The sequence below is a fragment of the Bradyrhizobium sp. 134 genome (assembly GCF_023074155.1).
In the GTDB taxonomy this organism is placed as follows: Bacteria; Pseudomonadota; Alphaproteobacteria; order Rhizobiales; family Xanthobacteraceae; genus Bradyrhizobium.
This window is the reverse complement of sequence record NZ_JADPKX010000053.1, coordinates 662,040-685,424: the sequence shown is the minus strand read 5'-3', so window position 1 is coordinate 685,424 and position 23,385 is coordinate 662,040. Positions and strand designations below refer to the sequence as shown.

General features: G+C 64.1%; 28 protein-coding genes. 23 read left to right on the top strand and 5 right to left on the bottom strand.

Going from position 1 to position 23,385, the window contains the following annotated elements; genetic code table 11:
• The first annotated feature begins 5 nt into the window (after positions 1-5).
• The 7 genes from IVA75_RS24180 (at position 6) to IVA75_RS24150 (ending at position 6,267) form a co-directional block, all read left to right on the top strand.
• Complete coding sequence (locus IVA75_RS24180) at positions 6-590, top strand: amino acid synthesis family protein (protein ID WP_247286650.1); 585 nt, start codon at positions 6-8, stop codon at positions 588-590.
• A 25-nt stretch (positions 591-615) separates the two neighbouring features.
• Positions 616-1,818 carry an ABC transporter substrate-binding protein gene (locus tag IVA75_RS24175; protein WP_247286649.1) on the top strand — a complete coding sequence of 401 codons (1,203 nt, stop codon included), beginning with the start codon at positions 616-618 and terminating at the stop codon, positions 1,816-1,818.
• A 156-nt stretch (positions 1,819-1,974) separates the two neighbouring features.
• Complete coding sequence (locus tag IVA75_RS24170; protein WP_247286764.1) at positions 1,975-3,864, top strand: ABC transporter permease; 1,890 nt, start codon at positions 1,975-1,977, stop codon at positions 3,862-3,864.
• Positions 3,861-4,652 carry an ABC transporter ATP-binding protein gene (locus tag IVA75_RS24165; protein ID WP_247286647.1) on the top strand — a complete coding sequence of 264 codons (792 nt, stop codon included), beginning with the start codon at positions 3,861-3,863 and terminating at the stop codon, positions 4,650-4,652. The genes IVA75_RS24170 and IVA75_RS24165 overlap by 4 nt, the downstream gene beginning before the upstream one ends.
• Entirely contained in the window at positions 4,649-5,353 is a 705-nt protein-coding gene (locus tag IVA75_RS24160) for an ABC transporter ATP-binding protein (protein ID WP_247286644.1), read from the top strand. Before IVA75_RS24165 ends, IVA75_RS24160 begins: the two co-directional genes overlap by 4 nt.
• Before the next feature lie 26 nt (positions 5,354-5,379).
• Positions 5,380-5,835, top strand: a complete 456-nt coding sequence (locus IVA75_RS24155; RefSeq protein ID WP_247286642.1) for a MarR family winged helix-turn-helix transcriptional regulator — start codon at positions 5,380-5,382, stop codon at positions 5,833-5,835.
• A 42-nt stretch (positions 5,836-5,877) separates the two neighbouring features.
• On the top strand, positions 5,878-6,267 hold the full coding sequence (locus IVA75_RS24150) for a hypothetical protein (RefSeq protein ID WP_346658435.1): 390 nt from the start codon (positions 5,878-5,880) through the stop codon (positions 6,265-6,267).
• Between the two features lie 57 nt (positions 6,268-6,324).
• Here the strand turns inward: IVA75_RS24150 and IVA75_RS24145 are convergent, their stop codons facing one another.
• Positions 6,325-7,521, bottom strand: coding sequence for an amidohydrolase family protein (locus IVA75_RS24145; protein WP_247286640.1), 1,197 nt, complete (start codon positions 7,519-7,521; stop codon positions 6,325-6,327).
• Positions 7,522-7,677: 156 nt separating this feature from the next.
• Between IVA75_RS24145 and IVA75_RS24140 the strand changes: the two genes are divergently transcribed.
• The 8 genes from IVA75_RS24140 to IVA75_RS24105 all read left to right on the top strand — a co-directional run bounded on the left by IVA75_RS24140 (position 7,678) and on the right by IVA75_RS24105 (position 11,567).
• Positions 7,678-8,451 (top strand): ferredoxin--NADP reductase, encoded by a 774-nt coding sequence (locus IVA75_RS24140; protein WP_247286639.1) that lies wholly within the window; start codon positions 7,678-7,680, stop codon positions 8,449-8,451.
• A 106-nt stretch (positions 8,452-8,557) separates the two neighbouring features.
• A complete protein-coding gene (locus IVA75_RS24135) occupies positions 8,558-8,884 on the top strand; it encodes a hypothetical protein (protein WP_027517320.1) in 327 nt (108 codons plus the stop codon).
• Positions 8,885-8,993: 109 nt separating this feature from the next.
• A complete protein-coding gene (locus tag IVA75_RS24130; RefSeq protein WP_247286638.1) occupies positions 8,994-10,250 on the top strand; it encodes a cytochrome P450 in 1,257 nt (418 codons plus the stop codon).
• Between the two features lie 137 nt (positions 10,251-10,387).
• Positions 10,388-10,570 (top strand): hypothetical protein, encoded by a 183-nt coding sequence (locus IVA75_RS24125; protein WP_027569469.1) that lies wholly within the window; start codon positions 10,388-10,390, stop codon positions 10,568-10,570.
• Between the two features lie 9 nt (positions 10,571-10,579).
• Positions 10,580-10,780, top strand: a complete 201-nt coding sequence (locus IVA75_RS24120) for a hypothetical protein (protein WP_007592432.1) — start codon at positions 10,580-10,582, stop codon at positions 10,778-10,780.
• A gap of 3 nt (positions 10,781-10,783) precedes the next feature.
• Positions 10,784-11,011 carry a hypothetical protein gene (locus IVA75_RS24115; RefSeq protein WP_027517322.1) on the top strand — a complete coding sequence of 76 codons (228 nt, stop codon included), beginning with the start codon at positions 10,784-10,786 and terminating at the stop codon, positions 11,009-11,011.
• A gap of 15 nt (positions 11,012-11,026) precedes the next feature.
• Positions 11,027-11,290 carry a hypothetical protein gene (locus tag IVA75_RS24110; RefSeq protein ID WP_247286637.1) on the top strand — a complete coding sequence of 88 codons (264 nt, stop codon included), beginning with the start codon at positions 11,027-11,029 and terminating at the stop codon, positions 11,288-11,290.
• 34 nt (positions 11,291-11,324) lie between these two features.
• Positions 11,325-11,567 (top strand): hypothetical protein, encoded by a 243-nt coding sequence (locus IVA75_RS24105; RefSeq protein WP_027569471.1) that lies wholly within the window; start codon positions 11,325-11,327, stop codon positions 11,565-11,567.
• Positions 11,568-11,604: 37 nt separating this feature from the next.
• Here the strand turns inward: IVA75_RS24105 and IVA75_RS24100 are convergent, their stop codons facing one another.
• Entirely contained in the window at positions 11,605-12,855 is a 1,251-nt protein-coding gene (locus tag IVA75_RS24100; protein WP_247286636.1) for a DUF763 domain-containing protein, read from the bottom strand.
• 127 nt (positions 12,856-12,982) lie between these two features.
• On the opposite strand from IVA75_RS24100, the gene IVA75_RS24095 reads away from it, so the two are divergent.
• Positions 12,983-14,131, top strand: coding sequence for a mechanosensitive ion channel domain-containing protein (locus IVA75_RS24095; RefSeq protein ID WP_247286635.1), 1,149 nt, complete (start codon positions 12,983-12,985; stop codon positions 14,129-14,131).
• Positions 14,132-14,209: 78 nt separating this feature from the next.
• Here the strand turns inward: IVA75_RS24095 and IVA75_RS24090 are convergent, their stop codons facing one another.
• Positions 14,210-15,190, bottom strand: a complete 981-nt coding sequence (locus tag IVA75_RS24090; RefSeq protein WP_247286634.1) for a tripartite tricarboxylate transporter substrate binding protein — start codon at positions 15,188-15,190, stop codon at positions 14,210-14,212.
• Between the two features lie 115 nt (positions 15,191-15,305).
• Between IVA75_RS24090 and IVA75_RS24085 the strand changes: the two genes are divergently transcribed.
• Genes IVA75_RS24085 through IVA75_RS24055 form a run of 7 tightly spaced genes read left to right on the top strand, consistent with a single transcriptional unit; the run spans position 15,306 to position 21,470 of the window.
• Positions 15,306-16,013, top strand: a complete 708-nt coding sequence (locus IVA75_RS24085; RefSeq protein WP_247286633.1) for a TetR family transcriptional regulator — start codon at positions 15,306-15,308, stop codon at positions 16,011-16,013.
• Positions 16,014-16,042: 29 nt separating this feature from the next.
• Positions 16,043-16,927, top strand: coding sequence for an amidohydrolase family protein (locus tag IVA75_RS24080; RefSeq protein WP_247286763.1), 885 nt, complete (start codon positions 16,043-16,045; stop codon positions 16,925-16,927).
• Positions 16,924-18,222 (top strand): C4-dicarboxylate transporter DctA, encoded by a 1,299-nt coding sequence (gene dctA, locus IVA75_RS24075; protein WP_247286631.1) that lies wholly within the window; start codon positions 16,924-16,926, stop codon positions 18,220-18,222. Before IVA75_RS24080 ends, dctA begins: the two co-directional genes overlap by 4 nt.
• A 42-nt stretch (positions 18,223-18,264) precedes the next feature.
• A complete protein-coding gene (locus IVA75_RS24070) occupies positions 18,265-18,978 on the top strand; it encodes a PIG-L deacetylase family protein (RefSeq protein WP_247286630.1) in 714 nt (237 codons plus the stop codon).
• Positions 18,975-19,658 (top strand): 4-carboxy-4-hydroxy-2-oxoadipate aldolase/oxaloacetate decarboxylase, encoded by a 684-nt coding sequence (locus IVA75_RS24065; RefSeq protein ID WP_247286629.1) that lies wholly within the window; start codon positions 18,975-18,977, stop codon positions 19,656-19,658. The genes IVA75_RS24070 and IVA75_RS24065 overlap by 4 nt, the downstream gene beginning before the upstream one ends.
• Positions 19,659-19,677: 19 nt before the next feature.
• Positions 19,678-20,547 (top strand): hypothetical protein, encoded by an 870-nt coding sequence (locus tag IVA75_RS24060; protein WP_247286628.1) that lies wholly within the window; start codon positions 19,678-19,680, stop codon positions 20,545-20,547.
• Positions 20,547-21,470, top strand: coding sequence for an NAD(P)-dependent oxidoreductase (locus IVA75_RS24055; protein ID WP_247286627.1), 924 nt, complete (start codon positions 20,547-20,549; stop codon positions 21,468-21,470). Before IVA75_RS24060 ends, IVA75_RS24055 begins: the two co-directional genes overlap by 1 nt.
• Positions 21,471-21,482: 12 nt before the next feature.
• On the opposite strand, the gene IVA75_RS24050 is transcribed toward IVA75_RS24055, so the two are convergent.
• Together IVA75_RS24050 and IVA75_RS24045 are read right to left on the bottom strand one after the other, a co-directional pair.
• Positions 21,483-21,794: a hypothetical protein gene (locus IVA75_RS24050; RefSeq protein ID WP_247286626.1), complete on the bottom strand. Its 312-nt coding sequence runs from the start codon at positions 21,792-21,794 to the stop codon at positions 21,483-21,485.
• A 213-nt stretch (positions 21,795-22,007) separates the two neighbouring features.
• Positions 22,008-23,249, bottom strand: coding sequence for an amidohydrolase family protein (locus tag IVA75_RS24045; RefSeq protein WP_247286625.1), 1,242 nt, complete (start codon positions 23,247-23,249; stop codon positions 22,008-22,010).
• Positions 23,250-23,385: the final 136 nt, after the last annotated feature.

Here is a 23,385-nt window from a genome sequence, read left to right as displayed (position 1 = left end):
CAATCATGAGCGCGATCATCCGCAAGATCGTCACCGTCGTCGAAGAGACGCATATGGAGATGGGCCGCCAGGTCTCGCCGCCGACGCGGCGTGCGGCGGCAATCGCCGTGATCGAGAATCCGTTTGCCGGAAAGTATGTCGAGGATCTCTCGCCCCTGATCGCGATTGGCGAGGAGCTCGGCGAGCTGCTCTCGAAGCGCGCGGTGGCGGCGCTCGGCATCGAAGGATCCAAGGCTCAGAGCTATGGCAAGGCCGCGGCCGTCGGCGAGAACGGCGAGCTGGAGCATGCAGCTGCCATCCTTCACCCGAAAATGGGCGCGCCGGTGCGTAAAGTGCTGAGCAAGGGCGCAGCGTTGATCCCGTCGTCGAAGAAGCGCAGTGGACCTGGCACGACGCTGGATATTCCGCTGGGCCACAAGGATGCAGCCTTCGTGCGCAGTCATTTCGACGGCATGGAAGTGCAGATCAACGACGCGCCGCGCGCCAACGAGATCATGGTCGCGGTCGCCGTCACCGACAGCGGCCGTCCTTTGCCGCGCGTCGGCGGGCTGACGGCTGCGGAGATCAAGGGCGAAGACGGACTGCGTTAATCTTTTCAGAAAAGTGGAGGTTGGGATGCGAGCAAAGAACTATTTCGCCGGCGCGGCATTTGCGCTGTTGGCGAGCGGCATGGCTCATTCGGCTCTGGCGCAGGACATCAAGATCGGCGAGATCAACAGTTATTCGTTGCTTCCGGCGTTCACCGAGCCCTATCGCAAGGGCTGGCAGCTCGCGGTCGAAGAGATCAACGCAGCCGGCGGCATCAACGGCAAGAAGCTCATCGTCGTCTCCAAGGACGACGGCGGCAAGCCGGCGGATGCGCAAACCGCGGCCAACGAGCTGGTGTCGAGCGAGGGCGTGGCGATGCTGACGGGTACGTTCCTGTCGAACATCGGTCTTGCGGTCAGCGACTTCGCCAACCAGAAGAAGGTGTTCTTCCTGGCAGCCGAGCCGCTGACGGACGCCATCACCTGGTCCAAGGGCAACAAGTACACGTTCCGACTGCGCCCCTCCAATTACATGCAGGCGGCGATGCTGGTGGAGGCAGCCAGCAAGCTGCCGGCAAAGCGCTGGGCGACGATCGCGCCGAACTATGAATACGGCCAGTCCGCAGTGGCAGTGTTCAAGAAGCTGATGTCGGAGAAGCGGCCGGACATCCAGTGGGTCGATGAGCAGTGGCCGCCGCAGGGCAAGATCGACGCGGGTCCGGTGGTGCAGGCGGTTGCCGCGGCCAATCCCGAAGCGATCCTCAACGTCACTTTCGGCGCGGATCTCGTGAAGCTCGTGCGTGAAGGCAACACCCGCGGTCTGTTCAAGGTACGCGAGGTCGTCTCGTTCCTCACCGGCGAGCCCGAATATCTCGACCCGCTCAAGGAGGAGACGCCCGAGGGCTGGATCGTCACGGGCTATCCCTGGTACTCGATCAAGACGCCCGAGCACGACGCGTTCCTGAAGGCCTATCAGGCCAAGTACAACGACTATCCGCGCCTCGGCTCGATCGTCGGCTATCAGACCATCAAGTCGGCGGCGGCGATCCTGGCGAAGGCCAATTCGACCGATCCGGAGAAGCTGATCAGCGCGGCGGAGGGACTGTCGATGCCGTCGCCGCTCGGCGAGATCACCTTCCGCAAGATCGATCACCAGTCGACGCTCGGTGCCTATGTCGGCAAGACCGCGCTGAAGGACGGCAAGGGCGTGATGGTGGACTCGTCTTACAAGAAGGGCGCGGACTATCTGCCAAGTGATGCCGAAGTCGAGAAGCTGCGTCCGAAGGATTGATCTCCGCTGCCGTAGGTGGGTTAGCCGAAGGCGTAACCCACCACGGTCTGTACCCGCAGAACCAGAACAGGTGGGTTACGCTGCGCTAACCCACCCTACGAAGCTCTCTCTCCCCGCAAGCGGGGAGAGGTGATGCAACACCAACCCGGACCGCTGATGGCCTTTTACGTCGTACAGTTTCTGACCGGCCTCGCCAGTGCAGCGTCGCTGTTCCTGGTGGCGTCGGGCCTGTCGATCATCTTTGGCGTGACGCGGATCGTGAATTTCGCGCACGGCGCCTTCTACATGATCGGTGCCTATATCGCCTTCACGCTCACCGAGCGCCTATCGGGGACGTTCGGCTTCTGGGGCGGGATCGTCATCGCAGCGCTTGCCGTGGCAGTGATCGGCGTCATTGTCGAGATGGTGCTGCTCCGGCGCATCTATCACGCGCCCGAGCTGTTCCAGCTGCTTGCGACCTTCGGCCTGACCTTGATGGTCGAGGACCTCGTCGTCCTGATCTGGGGCCCGGACGATCTCGTCGGGCGCCGTGCACCCGGCTTCAAGGGGGCGATCGACTTCTTCGGCCAAAACATCCCGAGCTATGATTTGTTCCTGATCGTGCTCAGCCCGGTCGTGCTCGGCATCCTCTGGCTCTTGTTCCAGCGCACGCGCTGGGGCGTGCTGGTGCGCGCAGCGACCCAGGACCGCGACATGGTCGCAGCGCTCGGCGTCAACCAGAAATGGCTGTTCACGAGCGTGTTTGCGGTCGGTGTTTTCCTCGCCGCTCTCGGCGGTGCGCTCCAGATTCCGCGCGATGCCGTGCATCATGCGATGGATTTGCGTATCATCGTCGAGGTCTTCGTCGTCGTCGTGATCGGAGGCCTCGGCAGCATCATCGGCGCTTTCGTCGCGGCGGTGCTCGTCTCCGAGCTCAACGCCTTCGGCATCCTGATCTTTCCAAAAATCTCCATCATCCTGGTCTTCTTGGTGATGGCGGCAGTGCTGATCGTGCGGCCCTGGGGCCTGTTCGGCAGGCCCGAGGCCCCCGCGCGCAAGACGCCGGGTCTCACGGTCAATCCCTGGCGACCGCTGACGTCGAACGAGCGGCTGGCCGCGCTTGCAGCGCTCGTCATCGCAGCGACGCTGCCGCTGTTCGCCGGCAACTATGCACTGACCGTCGGGTCGGAGATCGCGATCTCCGTAATCTTCGCCGTCAGCCTGCACTTCCTGATGTCGGTCGGCGGGCTCGCCTCCTTTGGTCACGCCGCCTATTTCGGCCTCGGCGCTTACGGCGTCGCTTTCCTCGCCAAGATGGCGGGACTGCCGATGATCGTCTGCCTGTTGCTCGGGCCGCTGCTCGGCTGCATGGGCGCTGCCGTGTTCGGCTTCTTCGCGGTGCAGCTCTCCGGCGTCTATTTTGCAATGCTGACGCTCGCCTTCGCGCAGATCGTCTGGTCGATCGCGTTCCAGTGGGTGAGCGTCACCGGCGGCGACAACGGCATCCTGGGCGTCTGGCCCGCGAGCTGGGCGGCGAGCCCATCGCATTTCTATTGGTTGTCGCTCGGCGTTGCGGCGCTCGTGACGATCGCGTTGCGGGCCATGGTGTTCTCGCCGTTCGGTTATGCGCTGAGGGCGACGCGCGACTCGCTGCTGCGCAGCGAAGCGGTCGGCATCAACGCCAAGCGCATCCAGTGGACCGCCTTCGTGATCGCGGGCACGACCGCGGGCATCGGCGGCGCGCTGTTCGCCTACCTCAAGGGCAGCGTCTTCCCGGACAATCTCGGCATCTCGCTATCGGTCGATGCGCTTGTGATGGTGCTGCTCGGCGGCGTCGAGACGGTGTCGGGCGCGGTGATCGGCGCCATCATCTACAAGGCCTTGAACATCTGGCTGGTCAGCCAGACCGACCTGTCAAAGCTCGTGCTCGGCGGCTTCATCGTTCTGATCGTCGTCGTCTTCCCCAAGGGCATGGTCGGCATGCTGGAGATGCTGGCGCAGCGCCGCAGGAAGGCATCGCCGCCGGGCTCCCCCTTGCTTGCCAAGCCGATCGAGTCCGCCGAATGAGCGTTGCCCCCCCACTTCTCGCGGTCGAAAGCCTGACCAAATCCTACGGCGGCGTCCACGCCGTGCGCGGCGTCTCCTTCTCGTTGCGATCAGGCGAAATCCTGGCGCTGATCGGACCGAACGGCGCGGGCAAGAGCACTTGTTTCGACATGCTCAACGGCCAGAACAAGCCTGATAGCGGCCACGTCCGCCTGCTCGGCGAAGACACAACCGGCAGGAAGCCGCGCGAGATCTGGCGGATGGGCGTGGGCCGCACCTTCCAGATCACCGCGACCTTCGCGACCATGACCGTGCGCGAGAATGTGCAGGTCGCGCTGATTTCGCACGGCAAGCAATTGTACAATCTTTGGGGCTCGGCGCCGAACTTTGACCGCGGCGAAGCCGGGCGACTGCTCGAGCTGGTCGGTATGGGCGGTTACGCGGATCGCCCCTGTGGGGAGCTTGCCTATGGCGATCTCAAACGGCTCGAGCTCGCCGTCGCGCTCGCCAACCAGCCAAAGCTGCTGCTGATGGACGAGCCGACCGCCGGCATGGCGCCGCGCGAGCGCGTCGATTTGATGCGGCTGACCGCGCAGATCGCCCGGGAAAAATCGATTGGCGTTCTCTTCACCGAGCACGACATGGACGTGGTGTTTGAGCACGCCGATCGCATCATCGTGCTCAACCGCGGCACGTTGATCGCCGAGGGCTCGCCGGCGGAGGTGCGCGGCAATGCGCAGGTGCAGGCGGTCTACCTCGGCGAGGGCCTCCTTTACGAGGCCGGGCATCGCGAGGGAGCATCGGTATGAAGCTCACGGTGCAAGATCTCAATAGTCATTACGGCCCGGCCCATATCCTGTTCGACATCGGCTTCGAGGTCGGCGAGGGGGAGGTCGTGGCGTTGCTCGGCCGCAATGGTGCCGGCAAGTCGACGACGTTCCGCTCGATCGTCGGGCTCGTCGCGCAGCGCTCGGGGCGGATCATGTTCGAAGGCAAGGATGTCTCGGCGCGTCCGACACATGAGATCGTGCGGGATGGGCTTGGTTACGTGCCGGAGGAGCGGCGTATTTTCACCGACCTGACGGTGGAAGAGAATCTCGAGGTCGGCCGTCAGCCGAAGCGCCCGAACGCACCGCACTGGACCCGCGACAAGCTGTTTTCGCTGTTTCCTAATCTCGGCGAGATGAAAAATCGCCCGGGCGGCCGCATGAGCGGCGGCGAGCAGCAGATGCTCACCATCGCGCGCACGCTAATGGGCAATCCGTCGCTGGTGATGCTGGACGAGCCTTCGGAGGGCCTATCGCCGAAGATCGTGGAGCAGATGGTCGATGCCATCCTGACCATGAAGAAGGAGGGCGTCAGCATCGTCGTCTCCGAGCAGAATCTGCACTTTGCGCGGCTGATCTCCGATCGCGCCTATATCATCGAGCGCGGCCGCATCTGTTTCGGCGGCACCATGGCCGAGCTCGACGCGCGTCCGGATATCCGCGACGCACATCTGTCGTTGTGAAGGCAAAGGGAAAGGGTATCGAGCGGATGGCGAGAAGCGTCGCGGCGAAGAAAAGCGTCAAACCGGCAAAGCCGCCTTACGTGCTCGACGAGCAGGTTGGGTTCATCCTTCGCCAGGTCTGGCAGCGCCACAGCGCGATCTTCTCTCGCGAGATCGGCACCAACATTACGCCGACGCAATGGGCGGCGCTGTCGAAGCTCGCCGAGGCCGGGCCATGCTCGCAGAACCAGCTCGGGCGCCTGACGGCGATGGATGTGGCGACCATCAAGGGCGTGATCGATCGTTTGACGGCGCGCGGCCTCACCGAGACCAGCCAGGATCCCGAGGACGGACGGCGGCTTCTGGTCAGCCTGACCCGCGCGGGGCAGCAGCTGGCGGAAAAGGTCGCGCCGAATGCGCTCGCGATCACCCGGGAGACGCTGGCGCCGCTCGAAGCAAAGGAGCGCGAGATGCTGACGGCGCTGTTGAACAAGCTGCGGTGAGGCGCGACTAATCTCGTGAAGGTCTTGTCGAGGTTAGTCGATATGAGAGCGGCGACGCGGTTTGCGACGGTTCTGAGTATGAGCGCGGTGCTGGCGGGCCAGTGTGCTCCCGCCGGTGCGGCGGAAGCCTATGAGGGGTTCTGGGCGTCAACCAAAAAGGATTGCCGCGACCAGGACAGTGCCAGCCGCCTGAGCATCGAAGGCGGCAACCGCCTCTATTGGTACGAGACCCGGTGCCGCGCCAGTGAGATCACCGCCGATGGGAAGCTCGCCTGGAAAATGAAGCTCGCCTGCGAAGGCGAGGGCGAGAAGTATCGCTCCAGTCCCCGGGTTTCCATTGCCGCGGATGGCAAGCTGGTGATGGACAACGCCCCGGTCGGGCAAGGCAAGCGCCAGACCTATGTGCGTTGTGAGATCGCTAAGCGCCACTGATTGGGTGATCAGCTTTTCCCGAGGGCCCGCGCGGAGCGGCGAGCCGCTCCGGCTGCGTCACTTCGCCATCAGCTCCGGCACCCTGCCGGCCGGCGGGGTGTTGCGGCTGCGCTGGGTGCGCACGATGCCATCGATGATGGTCATGCCGATGCCCGGGAGGTCGCCGAGCTGGACGCTGTCCAAAATGTTCTTGCCGGCCGAGTGCTGCGCCTTGTCCATGATGACGAAGTCGGCGGAACGGCCGACTTCGATCAGGCCGCAATCCAATTCGCGCATCCGCGCCGTGTTGCCGGTGGCCAGGCAAAACGCGACCTCTGCCGGCAGGTCGCCAAGCGAGGACAGCATCGACACCATGCGGAGAATGCCGAGCGGCTGCACGCCGGAGCCGGCCGGCGCGTCGGTGCCGAGGATGACGCGATGCAGATCGCCCATCTCGCGCGCGATGCGCAACGTGAACAGCGCCGAGCGCTCATTGCCGTTGTGCACCAGCTCGAGGCCGCGCTTGCAGCCCTCGCAGATGCAGCGGATCTGGTCGTCGGGAAGCGCGGTGTGACCGCCATTGATGTGGCCAACCACGTCGGTGTCGGCCTCCAGCACCACGTCCTTGTCGATCAATCCGGAGCCGGGGATCGAGGGCCCGCCGGTGTGGATCGTGCTCTGGATGCCGTATTTGCGGGCCCAGCCGACCATTTTTCGCGCGGTCGGGCCGTCCTTGACGCCGCCCAGGCCCACTTCGCCGAGCAGCTTGACGCCGGCTGCGGCCAGCTCCTTGAAGTCCTCCTCGACCATCTCGCATTCGATCACAGGCGCGCCGGCGTGAACCTTCACGCCGCCAGGCCGCAGATTCCAGAATGCGCGCTGTGCGAAGATGGCCATCGCCTTCAACCCGACGACGTCGCGCGGGCGGCCGGGCATGTGCACCTCGCCGGCGGAAATCATCGTGGTGACGCCGCCATGCAAATTGCTGTCGATCCAGCCGATCTGGTTCTGGCGAGGCGTCCAGTCGCCCGCAACAGGGTGGACATGGCTGTCGATCAGGCCGGGCGCCACCGTGGTGCCGTTGGCCTCGACGATGGTGGTCGCGCCTTCGGTGTCGAGGTCCTTGAAGCGGCCGATCGCGGTGATCTTGCCGTTCTCGGCGACGATGGTGTCGCCGTCCAGGATCGGCTTCTCCAGCGCGCCGGACAGGATCAGGCCGATATTGCGGATCACGAGCTTCGAGGGTCCGGTGGCCTGGGGTGCGTCATGCGCCATGGAATGGGTCCTTATCCTTAACTGCAACGCTTCCGATCTTGGGCAGCCTTGACCGCGGGATCAAGCCGGATTATTCATTAGTATACAAATGATCGTGTACAAACGACGCATAGCTGCTGCCTTGAAAACCGCCACGACGCGCCACGGAAGGGTGAGATGAGCAATTTCAATCAGGAAGCCGTTTTGAGCGTCCACCACTGGACCGACACGCTGTTCTCCTTCAAGACCACCCGCAGCCCGACCTTCCGCTTCCGCAACGGCGAATTCACCATGATCGGGCTCAAGGTCGGCGAGAAGCCGCTGTTGCGGGCCTACAGCGTCGCCAGCGCCAATTACGAGGACACGCTGGAGTTCTTCTCGATCAAGGTGCCGGACGGCCCACTCACCTCACGGCTCCAGCATCTGAAGGAAGGCGACGAGATCATCGTCAGCCGCAAAGCCACCGGCACGCTGGTGATCGACAATCTGGAGGACGGCCGCAACCTCTACCTCATCGGCACAGGTACGGGCCTTGCGCCGTTCCTGAGCGTGATCAAGGACCCCGAGACCTATGAGCGGTTCGAGAAGGTCGTGCTGCTGCACGGTTGCCGGCACGTCAAGGAGCTCGCCTATGGCGAGATGATCACCGAGACGCTGCCCAAGGACGAGCTGATCGGCGAGTACATCCGCAACCAGCTGATCTACTATCCGACCGTGACGCGCGATCCCTTCCGCAATCGCGGCCGCATCACCGACCTCATCACCTCGGGCAAGTTGTTTTCCGACATCGGTCTGCCGGTCCTGGAAGCCGCCCACGATCGCGTCATGATCTGCGGCAGCCCGGCTCTGGTGGCGGACACCCGCGTGCTCCTCGGCGAGCGGGGGCTTGTCGAGGGTAATCACGGCGAGCCGGCCCAATTCGTGGTCGAAAAGGCCTTCGCCGAGCGCTAGGCCCGGAACTCCCGCGCAATAAGACCGTATTTTCGCCGCCGCGCGCCCGTTGCGGCGCCGATTCGGCACGCGATACACTGTGGGAACGAATCAGCGGAGTTCCCACATGGTTGCGGACAGCGACAGCAACATCGCCTGGCACCGGGTTCAGTTGAAGAAGAACCGCGCCGAGTTGAAGGCGCTCGAGACCGCGCGCTTCACGATGGGCGAGATCGCGTCTTCGAAGCGGAACGGCCAGACCCAGAAGGCGGTCGGGGAACTCAAGCGCAAGATCGTGCAATCCGAGCGCGTAATCGCCGATCACGACAAGCGCACGCGCCGTCCGCTCACCACCGACCTGCGAAGCCTCAGCAACGGCAGCTGGAGCAATTGGGACGCCTACACCAATCAGCAGCAGCGCAAGATCGGCCCGCGTTCGCCCGGGAGGGGGTAGACTCGACTCTCACACCTGAACCGATGACGAGGCGGAGGTTCCGCACCCCTTGCGCGGGTGGCGGCGTGCACCATCTCGGTAAGACCTCGTCAACCGCTGCGGTGAACACATGGCACCACGCCTCGATTTCACCAGCGAGGCCTTCTTTCGCGATCCGCCCAAGGCGATCGCAACGTTGCGCATGTCCGGTCCTGTGGTCGCGACGCGATTTCCTCTCGTCGGCGATGTCTGGATCACCACGACCCACGAGGCCACGGCGCAAGTCCTGAAGGACGGCAGCAATTTCACGCTGCGCAAGGAGGATGGCGACGTCGCAGGTCTGCGCTGGTGGATGCCGAACTACGTCAGAACCATCGCTAACAACATGCTGACGACGGACGAGCCGGACCACACAAGGCTGCGCAGCATCGTGGACGAGGCCTTCCGCCGCCGCGCGATCGTCGCGATGGAGCCGCGTATCCGCGCCATCGCTGACGGTCTCGCCGACGAGCTATTCTCGGCAGGAAGCCCGGCCGATCTCGTCCAGCGCTATGCCCGCATCCTGCCGCTCGCGGTGATCTCCGAGTTGCTTGGGTTGCCGTTGGCCGATCGCCCTCGCTTTATCGCGTGGGCCAATACAATGTCCTCGCTCACGAATGTCGCCAGCTTCTTCCGCCTGCTGTTCGCGTTCCGAAAGATGCGAGCCTACCTCGAACGGCAGTTGCAGATTGCGCGCGTGCGGGGCGGCGACGGCTTGATCGCGGAGCTGGTCCAGGTCGAGCGCGAGGGCGGCCAGATCACGCCGGACGAAATGGTGTCGATGGTGTTCCTGCTGCTCGCGGCGGGCTCCGAGACCACCACGCATCTCATCAGCGGTTCCGTCTACGAGCTCCTCAGAAATCCCGGCGTCCGCGACTGGCTGGCACAGGACTGGAGCCGCATCGGGCTTGCGGTGGAGGAATTCCTGCGCTTCGTGTCGCCGGTACAGTTCTCCAAGCCGCGCTATGTGAGGCGGGATATCGAGCTCGCGGGCGTGCGTCTCAAGAAGGGCGATCGCGTCATGGTGATGCTCGCCGCCGCGAACATGGACCCGGCTATGCATGAGCGTCCCGACAGCCTCGATCTCGCGCGCAAGCCGAACCGTCACATGTCCTTCGGAACGGGAATCCATTTCTGCCTCGGCCATCAACTTGCCCGGATCGAGGCAGCGTGTGCCTTGGAAGCGCTGTTTGTGCGATGGCCGAAACTTGGCTTTGCTGTGGACGTGTCTCAGATCCACTGGCGCAAGCGACCGGGCATGCGTGCGATCGCGAATCTCCCCGTCGTGCCCGACGGCCACGGAGCAGCTGGATCGATGATGGTTCGTTCCCTGCCAGCGGCCTGCTGAGACTTACACCTTGCGGATAATTTTCTCTGCACTCGTCGGTAGGAACGGCATGTCGTTTCTCTCGTTGTTTTTCGGACATCGGAGGCCGCGATGAGTTCCTCGGTCGATGTCGCAGACCAACAACAGGAGACAGCATCATGACCGGCAAGATGCCACCTGTTCCCGCCGAGAACCAAAATCCGAAGGGAACCGGCGACAGCAAGCAAGTGTCCTCGACTGCCCCGCACGGCCAGCAGCGTGCGCAAAATCCGGACCAGCAAGGGCAGCAGGGCAACATCAAGCAGAACACCACCAACCAAGGCCATCAGCAAGATCGCTGAGGAGGTGACATGTCGACATCCACCAAGACACCGAACAGCATCCGTCAGGGCGGACCTGGCGCATCGCATGAGAATGCGAAGGCACCGCTCGAAGTGAAGAAGCCACCGGCGGACGACCCGCAGCGCAACCACAGCCGCGTCTCTGGCGGGGGTGGCGAGCACGATTCACACCACAGGCATGACGAGGCCGGAAAAGGCGGAGGCAGGTGAGGCATGACCAATAAGCAACCCAAACTCTACGCACCGACCGAAAAGGATCTGCACGAAAATCCCATGATTGGCGGATCGAAGGGCGCAACGATGGCTGGTATCTCGCCTGACGACCTCGAGGACGCCCTGGGCGAGAACACGATCGAAGGCGATGTCGAGAACGACGTAAACGCCGCTGGCGGCATCGACAAGGACGTCGCGCGCAGCGGCGCGCGCCGACGAGACCGATAGCTCCGGAGGACGAGCATGCAAGGCAAGAAGACCCACGAGCAACAGGTTCGCATCCTCGAGCGCAAGCCGGATGTTCCAGACGCGCGAGAGCTTGACCAAGCGATCGGCCACAATCCGGAGGACACGGCCGTCCACCGCGCGCGACCTGAGGCGCGGCAGAGTGAATTTCCGGTGAGCCGGGGCGGCCTCAACCAGGAAAGCGACCACAACAAGCACAACGATCCCGGCCAAAGCGGTCACAAGCCCCCGAAACCGACGCCGGCACAGCAGAAGCACTGAGCTTCACGGGCGATCAAAGCAAGAGGAGAAAAAGATGCCAGGTGGTCATGGCAGCAAGACGCATTTCAGATCGGGCATGCACGGCAAGGGCGACGGCACCGGCGCCATGACGGACGTGCCCAAGGACAAGATCGGCGACAACATGGTGCTGTCAAACCGCGACAAGGCGCAGCACTCGGACATTCGCGGCATGGACGGCAAGGCGATCCAGACCGACCAGTATCAGGACCACTCGGCCAACCGGCTCGACGAGGAGCCGGGCACCGACGAGACCTGAGAGAGGCGTTCCTCCCGACCAACTCGCGGACCGGTGTTCAGCCGGTCCGCTTTTTTGTCGATGCCAGGTCGCGTTCCCAGCCAAACACTGAGCGGCCGTCGAGATCGGGCGAGGCCGCACGCTCTCCGGCGATATAGGCCTCGACAGACGGCCCACGCGCAGTGCGCTCCAGCCGCCGCGCCTGGTCGTCGAGGCGCTTGATGGCCTGCATCTCTTCCTCGCGCCCGAGCTTTGCGTTCTGAATCGCCCCCTTCAGCACGCGAATGGTTTCGTCATAGACCTTGATTGGAACAGGGTAGGGATGCCGGTCCTTGCCGCCGTGGGCAAGCGAGAAGCGGGCGGGATCGTTGAAGCGGTAGGGCGCGCCGTGCACGATTTCGGCGACCATCGCCAGCGAACGCACCGTGCGAGCGCCAACGCCGGGCGTCAGCAGCAGCTCCGGAAAGTCGACCGGGCCGCGCTCGGCCGCCGCCGCGAGTGTGCCGTGCAGGCGGCGCGCAAACACGTCCTTGGGCCGCACGTCGTGATGTGCCGGCATGATCAGGTGCGGCAGCATCGCCTGCGCGGGCTCGGGCGTAGTCCCGGTGAGCCGCTCGAATTCGCAGACGATGCGATCCGGCCCGAGATCGCGCAGAAGCTCGAGCTGCGCGGTGCGCGAGATCTCGGCGCGATGGTCAGTGAGATTGACGATCTCGCCTTGCAGCGGCCCGTCGATCGCGCTGTGCGGCGTATCGACAAAACTCTTCAGCGCCTCGGAATGCCAGTGATAGCGGCGGGCCTGCCGCTTGTCGCCGTTCATGCCCTGCTGCACCACGGTCCATTTGGCGTCGGCGGTGACAAAGAAGCCGTGGAGGTAAAGGTCAAAGCCGTCCTGGACCGCGGCGCTGTCAACCTTCGCAACGAGGCGACTCGCACGCGTGAGCTTTGCGCCGTCGAAGCCGACGCGGTCGCCGAGCTGCATCAACTCGTCCGGGGTCTTGCGCGAATGCTGGCCGCGACCGCCGCAGACGTAGATTCCGAGCTCATCCTGGAGCGGGCCTAACCCCCGCTTCAACGCGCCTATCACGGAGGTCGTGATGCCGGAGGAGTGCCAGTCCATCCCCATCACGGCGCCGAACGACTGGAACCAGAACGGGTGCGAGAGCCGCTGCAGGAATGCATCGCGTCCGTAGTGATGCACGATCGCCTGCGTGACGATCGCGCCGAGCGAAGACATGCGGGTCGCCAGCCAGGGTGGAACCCGGCCGGTGTGAAGGGGAAGGTCGGCGCTGCCGGTCCGTCGAGTCATGATCGACCAGAAATAGCGCAGTTCGGCGATGATTGCACCAGAGGGGATGCTGCATTGCACCGATCAGGGGAGCGAACCACGCTGCAATGCGTTGAACGGCAAGCGCGAAGCAAATGCGGGGACTTTAATGAATCGGCAGACCCTCTTGGCCGACATCGACAGGATGTTCGGGTGGATACCGTCGTGGTTCGTCGGCCTCTGCCTGGTCGCTGGCGCGATCCTGATTGCCCTGTCGATGTATCATCTCTCGGTTTGGCTGTTCAACCGCGCCTTCGGAACCCGCCTCCCGCTCATGAGCGTGTTCATCGCGCGCACGGCTGGCCCTGCTCAGCTGGCCCTCAGCCTTGCCGCCGTAGCATTGGTGCTGCCGCTCGCGCCGCTGGACGACGCTTTCCGCACGCCGCTGACGCGCCTGTTCGTCGTCGCCTTCATCGCGCTGATCGGCTGGATCTCGATCCGGATCGTGGATATGAGCGCGGCACGGTATCTCCTGAACTTTCGCGACGTCACCGAGAATTTCGTCGCGCGCAAGCACGTCACCCAGGTCCGCGTCTTCAAGCGCGTCACCGATATCATCATCGTCATCATCACAGTGTCGACCGCGCTGATGACGTTCGACTCGGTCAGGCAATACGGCGTCAGCCTTTTCGCCTCCGCCGGGGCCGCGGGTATCATCGTTGGTCTTGCCGCCCGGCCGCTGCTGAGCAATCTGATCGCGGGCATGCAGATCGCGATCACCCAGCCGATCCGCATCGAGGATGCCGTCATCATCGAGAACGAGTGGGGCTGGGTGGAGGACATCGCCGCGACCTATGTGGTGATCCGGCTGTGGGACTGGCGCCGCATGGTGGTGCCGCTGTCCTATTTCATCGAAAAGCCATTCCAGAACTGGACCCGCGACACCGCGTCCCTGATCGGCGTGATTGCGTTCCATGTCGATTATCGTGCCGACGTGCCGCGGATCCGGCGTTGGCTGGAAGAAGCAGTGAAGGAGTCCAAGCTCTGGGACGGCGAGGTGGTCAATCTCCAGGTAATCGACGCGGATGCTCGCACCATCGAGCTTCGCGCCCTCGTCAGCGCCAGGAACGCGCCGCAGTCCTGGGACCTGCGCTGCGAGATGAGAGAGAAGCTCATCGCCTTCATCCGCGACGAGATGCCGGAAGCGCTGCCGCGCGAGCGCGCGATCCTGATCCCGTCGGGAGGAGGCGACGATGACGCCGATTTCGTGCGGCGTGCCGCGCCGCCGGAGAAGATGCGGGCGAGCGCACGCAATTGACCTACGTCGCCTTCGTGGCGCCGCAAGCCGGTCTGGCGCTGGATCGTGTCCAGCGCGCCGGTCCTCATGCGAAGCACCTCATTGCGCTCGGATGTCGGCGGCCTTCAGCACCGGCTCCCATTTGGTCGCCTCGGAATGCATGTAGGCGTCGAATTCCCTCGACGACGAACCGACCGCGGCTGCGCCGATCTTGCCGAGCGTCGACAGCACGTTCGGGTCCTGCAGCGCCGCCTTCAGATCGGTTTCGAGCTTCGCCACGATCTCCGGCGGCATTTTTGCCGGGCCAAGAACGCCCCACCAGACGGAGACGTCGTAACCCGGCACGCCCGACTCGGCGACGGTCGGAACATTGGGTAGCGCCTTGGAGCGTTCGGCCGAGGTCACCGCGAGCGCGCGCACCGGACCGCCTTCGATCTGGCTAATGGCTTCCGCAAGTGGATTGATGCTGAGCGGGATGTCGCCGGCGATCACAGCGGTCAGCGCGGGGGCGCCGCCCTTGTAGGGGATCGCGACGATCTTGGTGCCGGACATGTATTTCAACAGCTCACCGGCGAGATGCGCCGAGGTGCCGTTGCCGGACATACCGTAAGAGAGCTTGTCAGGGGCCTTCTTCGCCGCAGCGAGGAGATCGCCGAGCGTCTTGTAGGGGCTGTCCTTGGCGACGACGATCGCCAGCGGCGAGGAGGCGACTTCGGTGATCGCGGTAAAGTCCTTGAAGGTGTCGTAAGGCACGCTCGGATAGATGAACTGGTTGAGGGGATGACCGCTCGCGACCAGGATCAGCGTGTAGCCGTCGGGGGCGGCTTGCGTCAGTGCCTGCGAGGCGACGATGCCGCCGGCGCCGGGACGGTTGTCGATCACCGGCTGCTGGCCCCAGGTTTTCGCCAATGCCTGTCCGAGCGTGCGCGCGAGCACGTCGACCGCGCCGCCGGCAGCGTAGGGCACCAGGATGTGAACAGGTTTGCTCGGATAGCTGTCGGCGGCCTGCGCGGCGCCGCCTCCCAGCAGCAGACCGGCACCCAGCATCAAGCCGCCGATCTTCTTGTTCAAACCCAGCATTTTCCAGCACTCCTTGCGAGCATTGCGTGTGGACCGTCGGTCTTTCGAGCCGTCCGGACGCCGCCCATGGTTCTTGTTGACGAGACCTGATCTTTTGTACGATAGTACAAATCACATGACGCGCAACCCCGCCAGCAAGGAAACGGCCCGCAAGCCGAACATGCGCGAGGCAATTCTCGCCGCGGCCGAGGAGCTGTTCGCCACCAACGGCTTCAACGCCGTGTCGGTGCGCGATATTGCACAGGCCGCCGGCGCCAATCCCGGCAGCGTCACCTATCATTTCAAGACCAAGGACGGCCTGCTGCTGGAGATCTACCGGCGCCATTGCGGGCCAATGAATTTGCGCCGTTCCGAGCTGCTCGCGGCCGCCAAGCGCGTGCGCGATCTCCAGGACCGGCTCGAAGCGGTGGTGCGGGCCTATGTCGTGCCGGCCTTCACCTCGGGCAGTGATCTTGCCGGGGGTGGGGCGCGGTTCACGCGGCTGCGCGCGGTGATGTCCGCGGAGGGCAATGAAGTCGCGCGAAAGATCATCGCACAGACTTTTGACGACACCAGCCACGCCTTCATCGATGCTGTTCACGAAAGCCTGCCGCACGTTCCGCGCACAGATATCGTCTGGCGCAGCCACTTCCTGCTTGGCGCACTCTATTATTCGCTGGTGACGCCGGATCGCGTCTCGCGCCTGTCGCGCGGCGAGGCCGACGGTAGCGATGCCGCAAGTGCCATCGAGCAATTGGTGCAAGCCACCGTGGCCGCGTTCCAGGCGCCGGCGCTGGATCAGGCGCCAGCACGGCGACGGCCGGTCGTCAGCAGCAAGACTTGAAGACACGATCTGGTTCGGCGGTTTATCCGATGGCAATGATGTACACGCCGACCATTCCGCCGCCCAACCCGAACACGCGCACGCCGAAGTTCAAGCTGCCGAAGCTGGCATGCGATGCGCATTGCCACATCTTCGGGCCCGGCGCGAAATACCCTTACGCGCCGGACCGTTCCTACACGCCGCCGGATGCGCCGCTCGCCGATTTCCGCACGCTGCATGCCAAGCTCGGGGTCGAGCGTGCCGTCATCGTCAATGCCAGTGTGCACGGCACCGATAATACGGTGGCGCTCGATGCCATCGCGCAGAGCAACGGCGCCTATCGCGCGGTTGCCAATATCGACGGCACCATCACGGAGCGTGGGCTCCGCGTGCTGCACAAGGGAGGCTTCCGCGCCTGCCGCTTCAATTTCGTTCGCCATCTCGGCGGCGTTCCCGACAAGCGGGTGTTCGACCGCATCGTCGCGATGGTCGCACCGCTCGGCTGGCACATCGACCTGCATTTCGACGCGATCGACCTGCCCGAATATGCCGACACGCTGACAAGGCTGCCGCTGAGCTACACGATCGACCATATGGGGCGGGTGAAGGCGTCCGAGGGGCTCGATCAATTGCCGTTTAAGATCCTGATCGAGCTGATGCAGCGCGACGAGAAGTGCTGGGTCAAGATCTGCGGCTCAGAGCGGGTGTCCTCTAGCGGTCCTCCGTTCACCGACGCCGTTCCGTTCGCGCGAAAGATCGTCGAAACCGCGCCCGACCGCGTCATCTGGGGCACCGATTGGCCACATCCCAACGTCAAGGCGATGCCGAACGACGGCGATCTCGTCGACCTGATCCCGCTGTTCGCGCCGGAGCCGGAGTATCAGCAGAAGATCCTCGTCGATAACCCGGCGCGCTTGTTCGAGTTCGAGCAATGACGGCGCTTGCGATCGACAAGCCGCGCGGTCGCGCCTGGTGGAAGGAGCTCTGGATCCAGGTGCTCGTCGCCATGGCGGCAGGCATCGCGCTTGGGATCGTCAATCCCGAGGTTGGCGCCAGGATGCAGCCGCTTGGCGACGCCTTCATCAAGGCGATCCGGATGCTGATCGCGCCGATCATCTTCTGCACGGTCGTCCATGGCATCGCGCATATGGCCGACATGGCGCGGGTGGGGCGCGTCGCCGTCAAGGCGATCGTCTATTTCGAGATCATGACTACGATCGCGCTGATCATCGGCCTCGTCGCGGTCAATCTGCTCAAGCCGGGCGTCGGCATGAACATCGATCCCGCCGGCATCAACGCCAGCGCGATCGAGCCTTATGTCAAGCAGACCGGCGTGATCGGCTTCGTGCCGTTCGTGATGAACATCGTGCCCGTGACGTTTGTCGGCGCCTTTGCCGAGGGCAACATCCTCCAGGTGCTCTTCATCGCCGTACTGTGCGGATTTGCGCTGGTGCAGCTCGGCGAGCGCGCCGCGCCGCTGGTCAGTCTCATCGACATCGCCGCCAAGATGGTATTCGCCGTCGTCGGATTCGTGATGTGGGCCGCGCCGATCGGCGCGTTTGGTGCCATCGCCTTCACGGTCGGCAAGTTCGGCGTCGGCTCGCTGGCCTCGCTCGGCAAGCTGCTGGGCGGCTTCTATCTCACCTGCGTGATCTTTATCATCGTGGCGCTCGGCCCGGTCGCGCGGCTGTGCGGCTTCTCGCTGCTCAAGCTGATCCGCTACATCTGGGAAGAGCTCCTAATCTGCATTGCCACGACATCGTCCGAGACGGTGCTGCCGCGGATGCTGACCAAGCTTGAGAAGGCCGGCTGCGAGAAGAGTGTGGTCGGGCTCGTGATCCCGACCGGCTATTCCTTCAATCTCGACGGCACCTGCCTCTACCTTGCCGCCGCCTCAGTGTTCCTGGCGCAGGCGACCAACACGCCGTTCGGTCTCGCCGAGCAGATCGAGCTGCTCTTGATCCTGCTCGTGACCTCCAAGGGCGCGGCGGGCATCGCGGGGGCCGCCTTCGTCGTGTTGGCGGCAACGCTGTCCGCCACCGGCAGCATTCCGGTGACGAGCGTGGCGCTCGTGCTCGGCATCCACCGCCTGATGTCCCAGGGACTGACGCCGACCAATCTGATCGGGAACGCGGTCGCGACCATCGCGATTGCCAAATGGGAAGGCGCGCCCGATGGCGACCGCCTGAAGCGCGTGCTCGACGGCGAGGAGCCCGCCGCCGCGGCTTGACGAACTTATGACGCTTGCGAACAGAAGAGGGGAGTTTGTCCCATGAAAACAGGTCTCGTGATCACGGCCCATCCGGGCGATTTCGTCTGGCGGGCTGGCGGCGCCATCGCGCTGCATGCGAAAAAGGGCTATCGCATGAAGATCGTCTGCTTGTCCTACGGCGAGCGCGGCGAGAGCCAGTTCGCCTGGAAGGAAAAGGGCGCGACGCTGGAATCGGTCAAGGCCGGCCGCAAAGATGAGGCGGAGCGCGCTGCAAAACTGCTCGGCGCCGAGATCGAGTTCTTCGATTGCGGCGACTATCCGCTGAAGCTGACGGAAGCGCATTTCGACCGTATGGTCGACATCTACCGCGAGCTCAACCCGAGCTTCGTGCTGACGCACGCGCTGGAAGACCCCTATAATTTCGACCATCCGAACGCGGCGCATTTCGCGCAGGAAACGCGCGTGGTCGCGCAGGCCATGGGCCACAAGCCGGGTGCGCAGTACAAATATTCGGCGCCTCCGGTGTTCCTGTTCGAGCCACACCAGCCCGAGCAATGCAATTACAAGCCGGACCTGCTGCTCAAGATCGACGAGGTCTGGAAGGAGAAGTACGAGGCATTCCAGATCCTCGCCGCGCAGAAGCACCTGTGGGGCTATTACGAGCGCGTCGCGCTCAATCGCGGCATTCAGGGCAGCCGCAACACCGGCGTGCCGATGACGTATGGCGAGGCTTATCAGCGCCTGTTCCCGACGGTTGCGGAGGAGCTGGCATGAAGCCGGTCGTCGTTCGCAACATCAAGCGTGCCGATCCCGCCGGGATGGCGGAGTACGGCGTCTCGACCGTGCACGAGGCCTATGGCCGCATCGGCCTGATGAAGCCGTATCTGCGGCCGGTCTGGCCGGGCGCGGCGATCGCCGGTCCCGCCGTCACCGTGCTGGCGCAGCCGGGCGACAACTGGATGATCCATGTCGCGGTCGAGCAGTGCAGGAATGGCGACATCCTCGTCGTCGGCTGTACCGCCGACAACACCGACGGCATGTTCGGTGAGCTGCTCGCGACCTCGCTGCAGGCGCGCGGCGTGCAGGGGCTGATCATCGATGCCGGCTGCCGCGACGTCAGGGCGCTGCACGAGATGGAGTTTCCGGTGTGGTCGCGCGCGGTCTCGGCCAAGGGGACGGTGAAGGCGACGCTCGGCGCGGTCAATGTCCCCGTGGTCTGCGCCGGCGTCAATGTTGATCCCGGCGACATCATCGTGGCCGATGACGACGGCGTCGTAGTGGTGCCGAGGCGCCATGCGGCCGAAGTCGCCGAGAAGGCGAAGAAGCGCAACGCGGACGAAGCCGGCAAACGCACGCGGCTGGCTTCGGGCGAACTGGGCCTCGACATGTACGGCATGCGTGAGGCCTTGGCGAAGGCCGGGCTCGTCTATGTCGACAATCCCGAGGATGTCTGAAGAGAAGTGGAGCGGGCCGATGGATCGTCTCAAGCTGAAGGCCGTGCTCGGCAGTCACCCCCATGTCCAGGCGGTGAGGAGCGGTGAGCTCCGCTCCGACCCCTTCGATCTCGATTTCATCGCGTACACGCCGACCAACACCGCGTTCAAGCCGATGGTGCGCGAGCAGGCCTTCGATGTCTGCGAGATGGCGATCGTCACCTATCTGATGGCGAAGGCGCATGGCAAGCCGCTCGTGCTACTGCCTGCCACCATGCTTGGCCGCTTCCAGCATTCCTACGCGCTCTATAATCCTGCGCATGGAATGCTCGGACCGTCGGATCTCGAAGGCAAGCGCGTCGGCATCCGCTCCTTCACGACCACCACCGGGGCCTGGATCAGAGGCATCCTCGCCAACGACTACGGCGTCAATCTCGACAACATCCGCTGGGTCACGTTCGAGGATCCGCACGTCGCCGAATATGTCGACACCACTGAGCGCGCGCCGAACGGCAAGAAGATCTTGCAGATGCTGATCGACGGCGAGCTCGACGCCGTCCTCGGCGAGACCTCGACCGATCCCAAGCTGAAGACGCTGTTCCCCGATCCGGCCGCGGAAGCCGCCAAATGGTACGCCCGTCGCGGCGTCGTGCCGGTCAACCATCTCGTGGTCGTGACCGAACAGTTGGCGAAATCGCGTCCTGACGTGGTATCGGGCATTTATGATCTCCTCAAGCAAAGCAAGGCGCAGGCGGGATCGGCGGCAACGCCCGATCTTGTGCCGTTCGGGATCGACGCCAACAGGAAGCCGCTGGAGCTGATCGTCGACTACGCCTTCCAGCAGGCGCTGATCCCGCGCCGTTATGCGGTCGAGGAGCTGTTCGACGAGACAACGCGAGGACTGAACTGATGGCGGGCGATCCCAAGCGATGGCAGATCGGACTGGTCGGTTACGGCGAGGTCGGCAGGATCCTGGCCGAGGATTTGCGCCAGCAGGACATCAAGGTCTCAGCCTTTGACATCAAGCTCGGTGGCGAGCAGGGCGCACCGCTGGTGGAGCATGCGGCGAAATTCGGTGTGGCGCTGGCGGCGTCTCACGCCGAGCTGACCGCCAAATCCGATTTCATCATCTCCGCGGTCACGGCGAGCCAGGCCGTGCCGGTGGCAAAGGCCTGCGCGGCCGCGATCAATCAGGGCACCTGGTTCCTGGATTTCAATTCGGCGTCTCCCGGCGCCAAGCAGTGCGCCGCCGCGCTGATCGATGGCGCCGCCGGACGCTATGTCGAGGGCGCGGTGATGACATCGGTACCGCCTTATCGCATCAAGGTGCCGCTGCTGCTCGGTGGTCCCGGTGCCAGGGAGCTTGAGCCGCTCTTGAACGCGATCGGTTTTGCGGCAAAGGTTGCGAGCGACGAGCTCGGTGTTTCCTCGGCGGTGAAGATGTGTCGCAGCATCATGATCAAGGGCCTGGAGGCCATGGTCATCGAAAGCTTCACCACCGCGCGCGCCTATGGCGTCGAGGATGCGGTACTGGCTTCGCTGGCGGAAACCTTTCCCACCATCGATTGGGAGAAGCAGGGCGCTTATTGCTTCCAGCGCGTGATCGAGCACGGCCGCCGCCGCGCCGAGGAAGTCCGGGAGGTCGCCGAGACCGTGCGTGAAGCGGGGCTGACGCCGTGGTCCGCGCAGGGCACCGCCGAGCGGCAGGCCTGGGTGGCGGACCTTGCCGATGAGGGCCTGTTCGGAACGAAAGGCACCAAGGAGTTCGCCCGCAGCGCTGATTGGCGCACCGAGGCGGATCTAATCCTGGCGAAGATCAATCGCGAGAAATAGGGTGGCTCCTGCTCAGGACTTTGGCGTGCGACAGCCGGTGAGCTCGTCGCGGGTGCGTTCGATCAACGCCATCAGATCTTCGGCCTTGTGGGCCAGCCGATCGTTCGCGACTTCGGTCCGGAATTCTGCGCGGATCGATCGAATACACTTGTCGGCGGTATCGAGCGTCAGGAGCATGCGCGTCAGGTCATCCTGTGTCCGGACGCCCGCCAGATCGAGGTCCGACAGGACGTGCCCGATGCCGTCGAGCCGCTTCAGGGCGGCCTCGCTGGGCGTTCTCGCTCGAATGGAGTGAGTGCCGATGCCGCTGAATGCGCTGAACATGTCGATGCTTCCCCGTTGAATGCAGACATCAGTGCCGGTCCTACTATGACCGGCACCGCGGGACTTGCAATGCGCGTAGCTATCGGGAATCAGCAAGAATCTACTATCCGGGAATCTACCGGATTCGGAATTGCGGAACCATCAGCGGTACCATCGAACGGAAGCTGCTCGGAAATAGGCCGCCCTTCAATGCAGATATGCATTGAGAGCGGATCAGCGGCCGGGGCTGAACAGAGTGGGCCGTTGACGCGCAAAAGTCTGCCGGCCGCTCTTGAAGCCCATCACGATATCCGGCAGCTCGGCGATGGCGAAGCGGCTGTCTTGTGTGTCGAGCACGACGAGATCGGCTGGATTCCCAACCTCGATGCCGTAATCCAGAAGGTTCATCAGCCGCGCCGGCAGCTCGGTCACGAGATCAAGGCAGGTATCGAAGTCGTTGACCGAGGCATGCGCGACGTTGGCGTAGAAATTCGCCATTCGCAGCAGTGAGGCATCGCCGAAAGGCGTGAAGGGATTGAGCACGTTGTTGGTCGCGATCGAGCACACCACGCCGTCGGCGGCGAGCTTGTGGGCGAGCGTCAGCCCGCGTGGCGCGTTGTGGGTCGCTTCGCGCCCCATCAAATAGAGATCGGTTGCTGGCAGCACGGTGACGGCAACGCCGGCCTTCGCCAGTTGCGCGGTGGCGGCCTTCAGCCGCTCCGGTGGCAGGGCGGAGAGTTTCGTCGCATGGCCGATTGCCACGCGCCCCCCGTAGTTGCGTCGCTCGGTCTGCCGGCAGACCTCGTCGAGGTGCCACCAGGAGGGATCGAGATCGAAATCGAGATGGAGATCGACGTCTACATCGAACGCCTCGGCGAGATCGAAGATGCGTGCGAGATGGGCGTTCGGATCGGTGTCCGTGTAAGGACAGCCGCCGATCACCTCGCCCCCGTCGCGCAGCGCCTGGACCAGAAGCTCCTCGCTGCCGGGATCGTTGGTAAGGCCTTCCTGCGGAAAGACACAGAGCGACAGGTCGATCGCCCAGGCATAGTCACGCTTCAGCGCCTTCACCGCCTCGAAGCCGCGCAAGCCGATGCGCGGATCGATCTCGACGTGGGTTCGCATGCGCGTGGTGCCGTGGACGATGGCACGTTCGAGCACCCGGGCGCCGCGCGCGTAGACGTCCTCGACCGAGAAATCCTTCTTCATCCCGGAGACGGCGCGGATCGCTTCGGAGACGCTGCCGTGATCATGCCCGCAGCGGCCGAGCAGGCAGGCCTTGTCGAGATGGATGTGGCTGTCGACGAAGCCGGGCAGGGCGAGACGCCCGCCGACATCGACCTCGACGGCCTCGCAGGCGAGCGTCGGTTCGATGGCGGTGATCCGGCCGCGCGTGACGCCGATGTCCATTGGGGCGGCGGCACCGCGCAGCAAGGCGTTGCGAAAGATGAGGTCAAAGGCGGGTTGCGCGGTCATGGCTCTTGCGGAAGGAATTTAGTGCATTCGGCCGCGTTTGGCGGCTCCAGATTGTCGGCAGTGTAGCGACGGAAATGTTCAAAATATATGCACGTATTCCCCGAGAGTGGCGTTAGTATTCCGCAAGCCCGGGAGA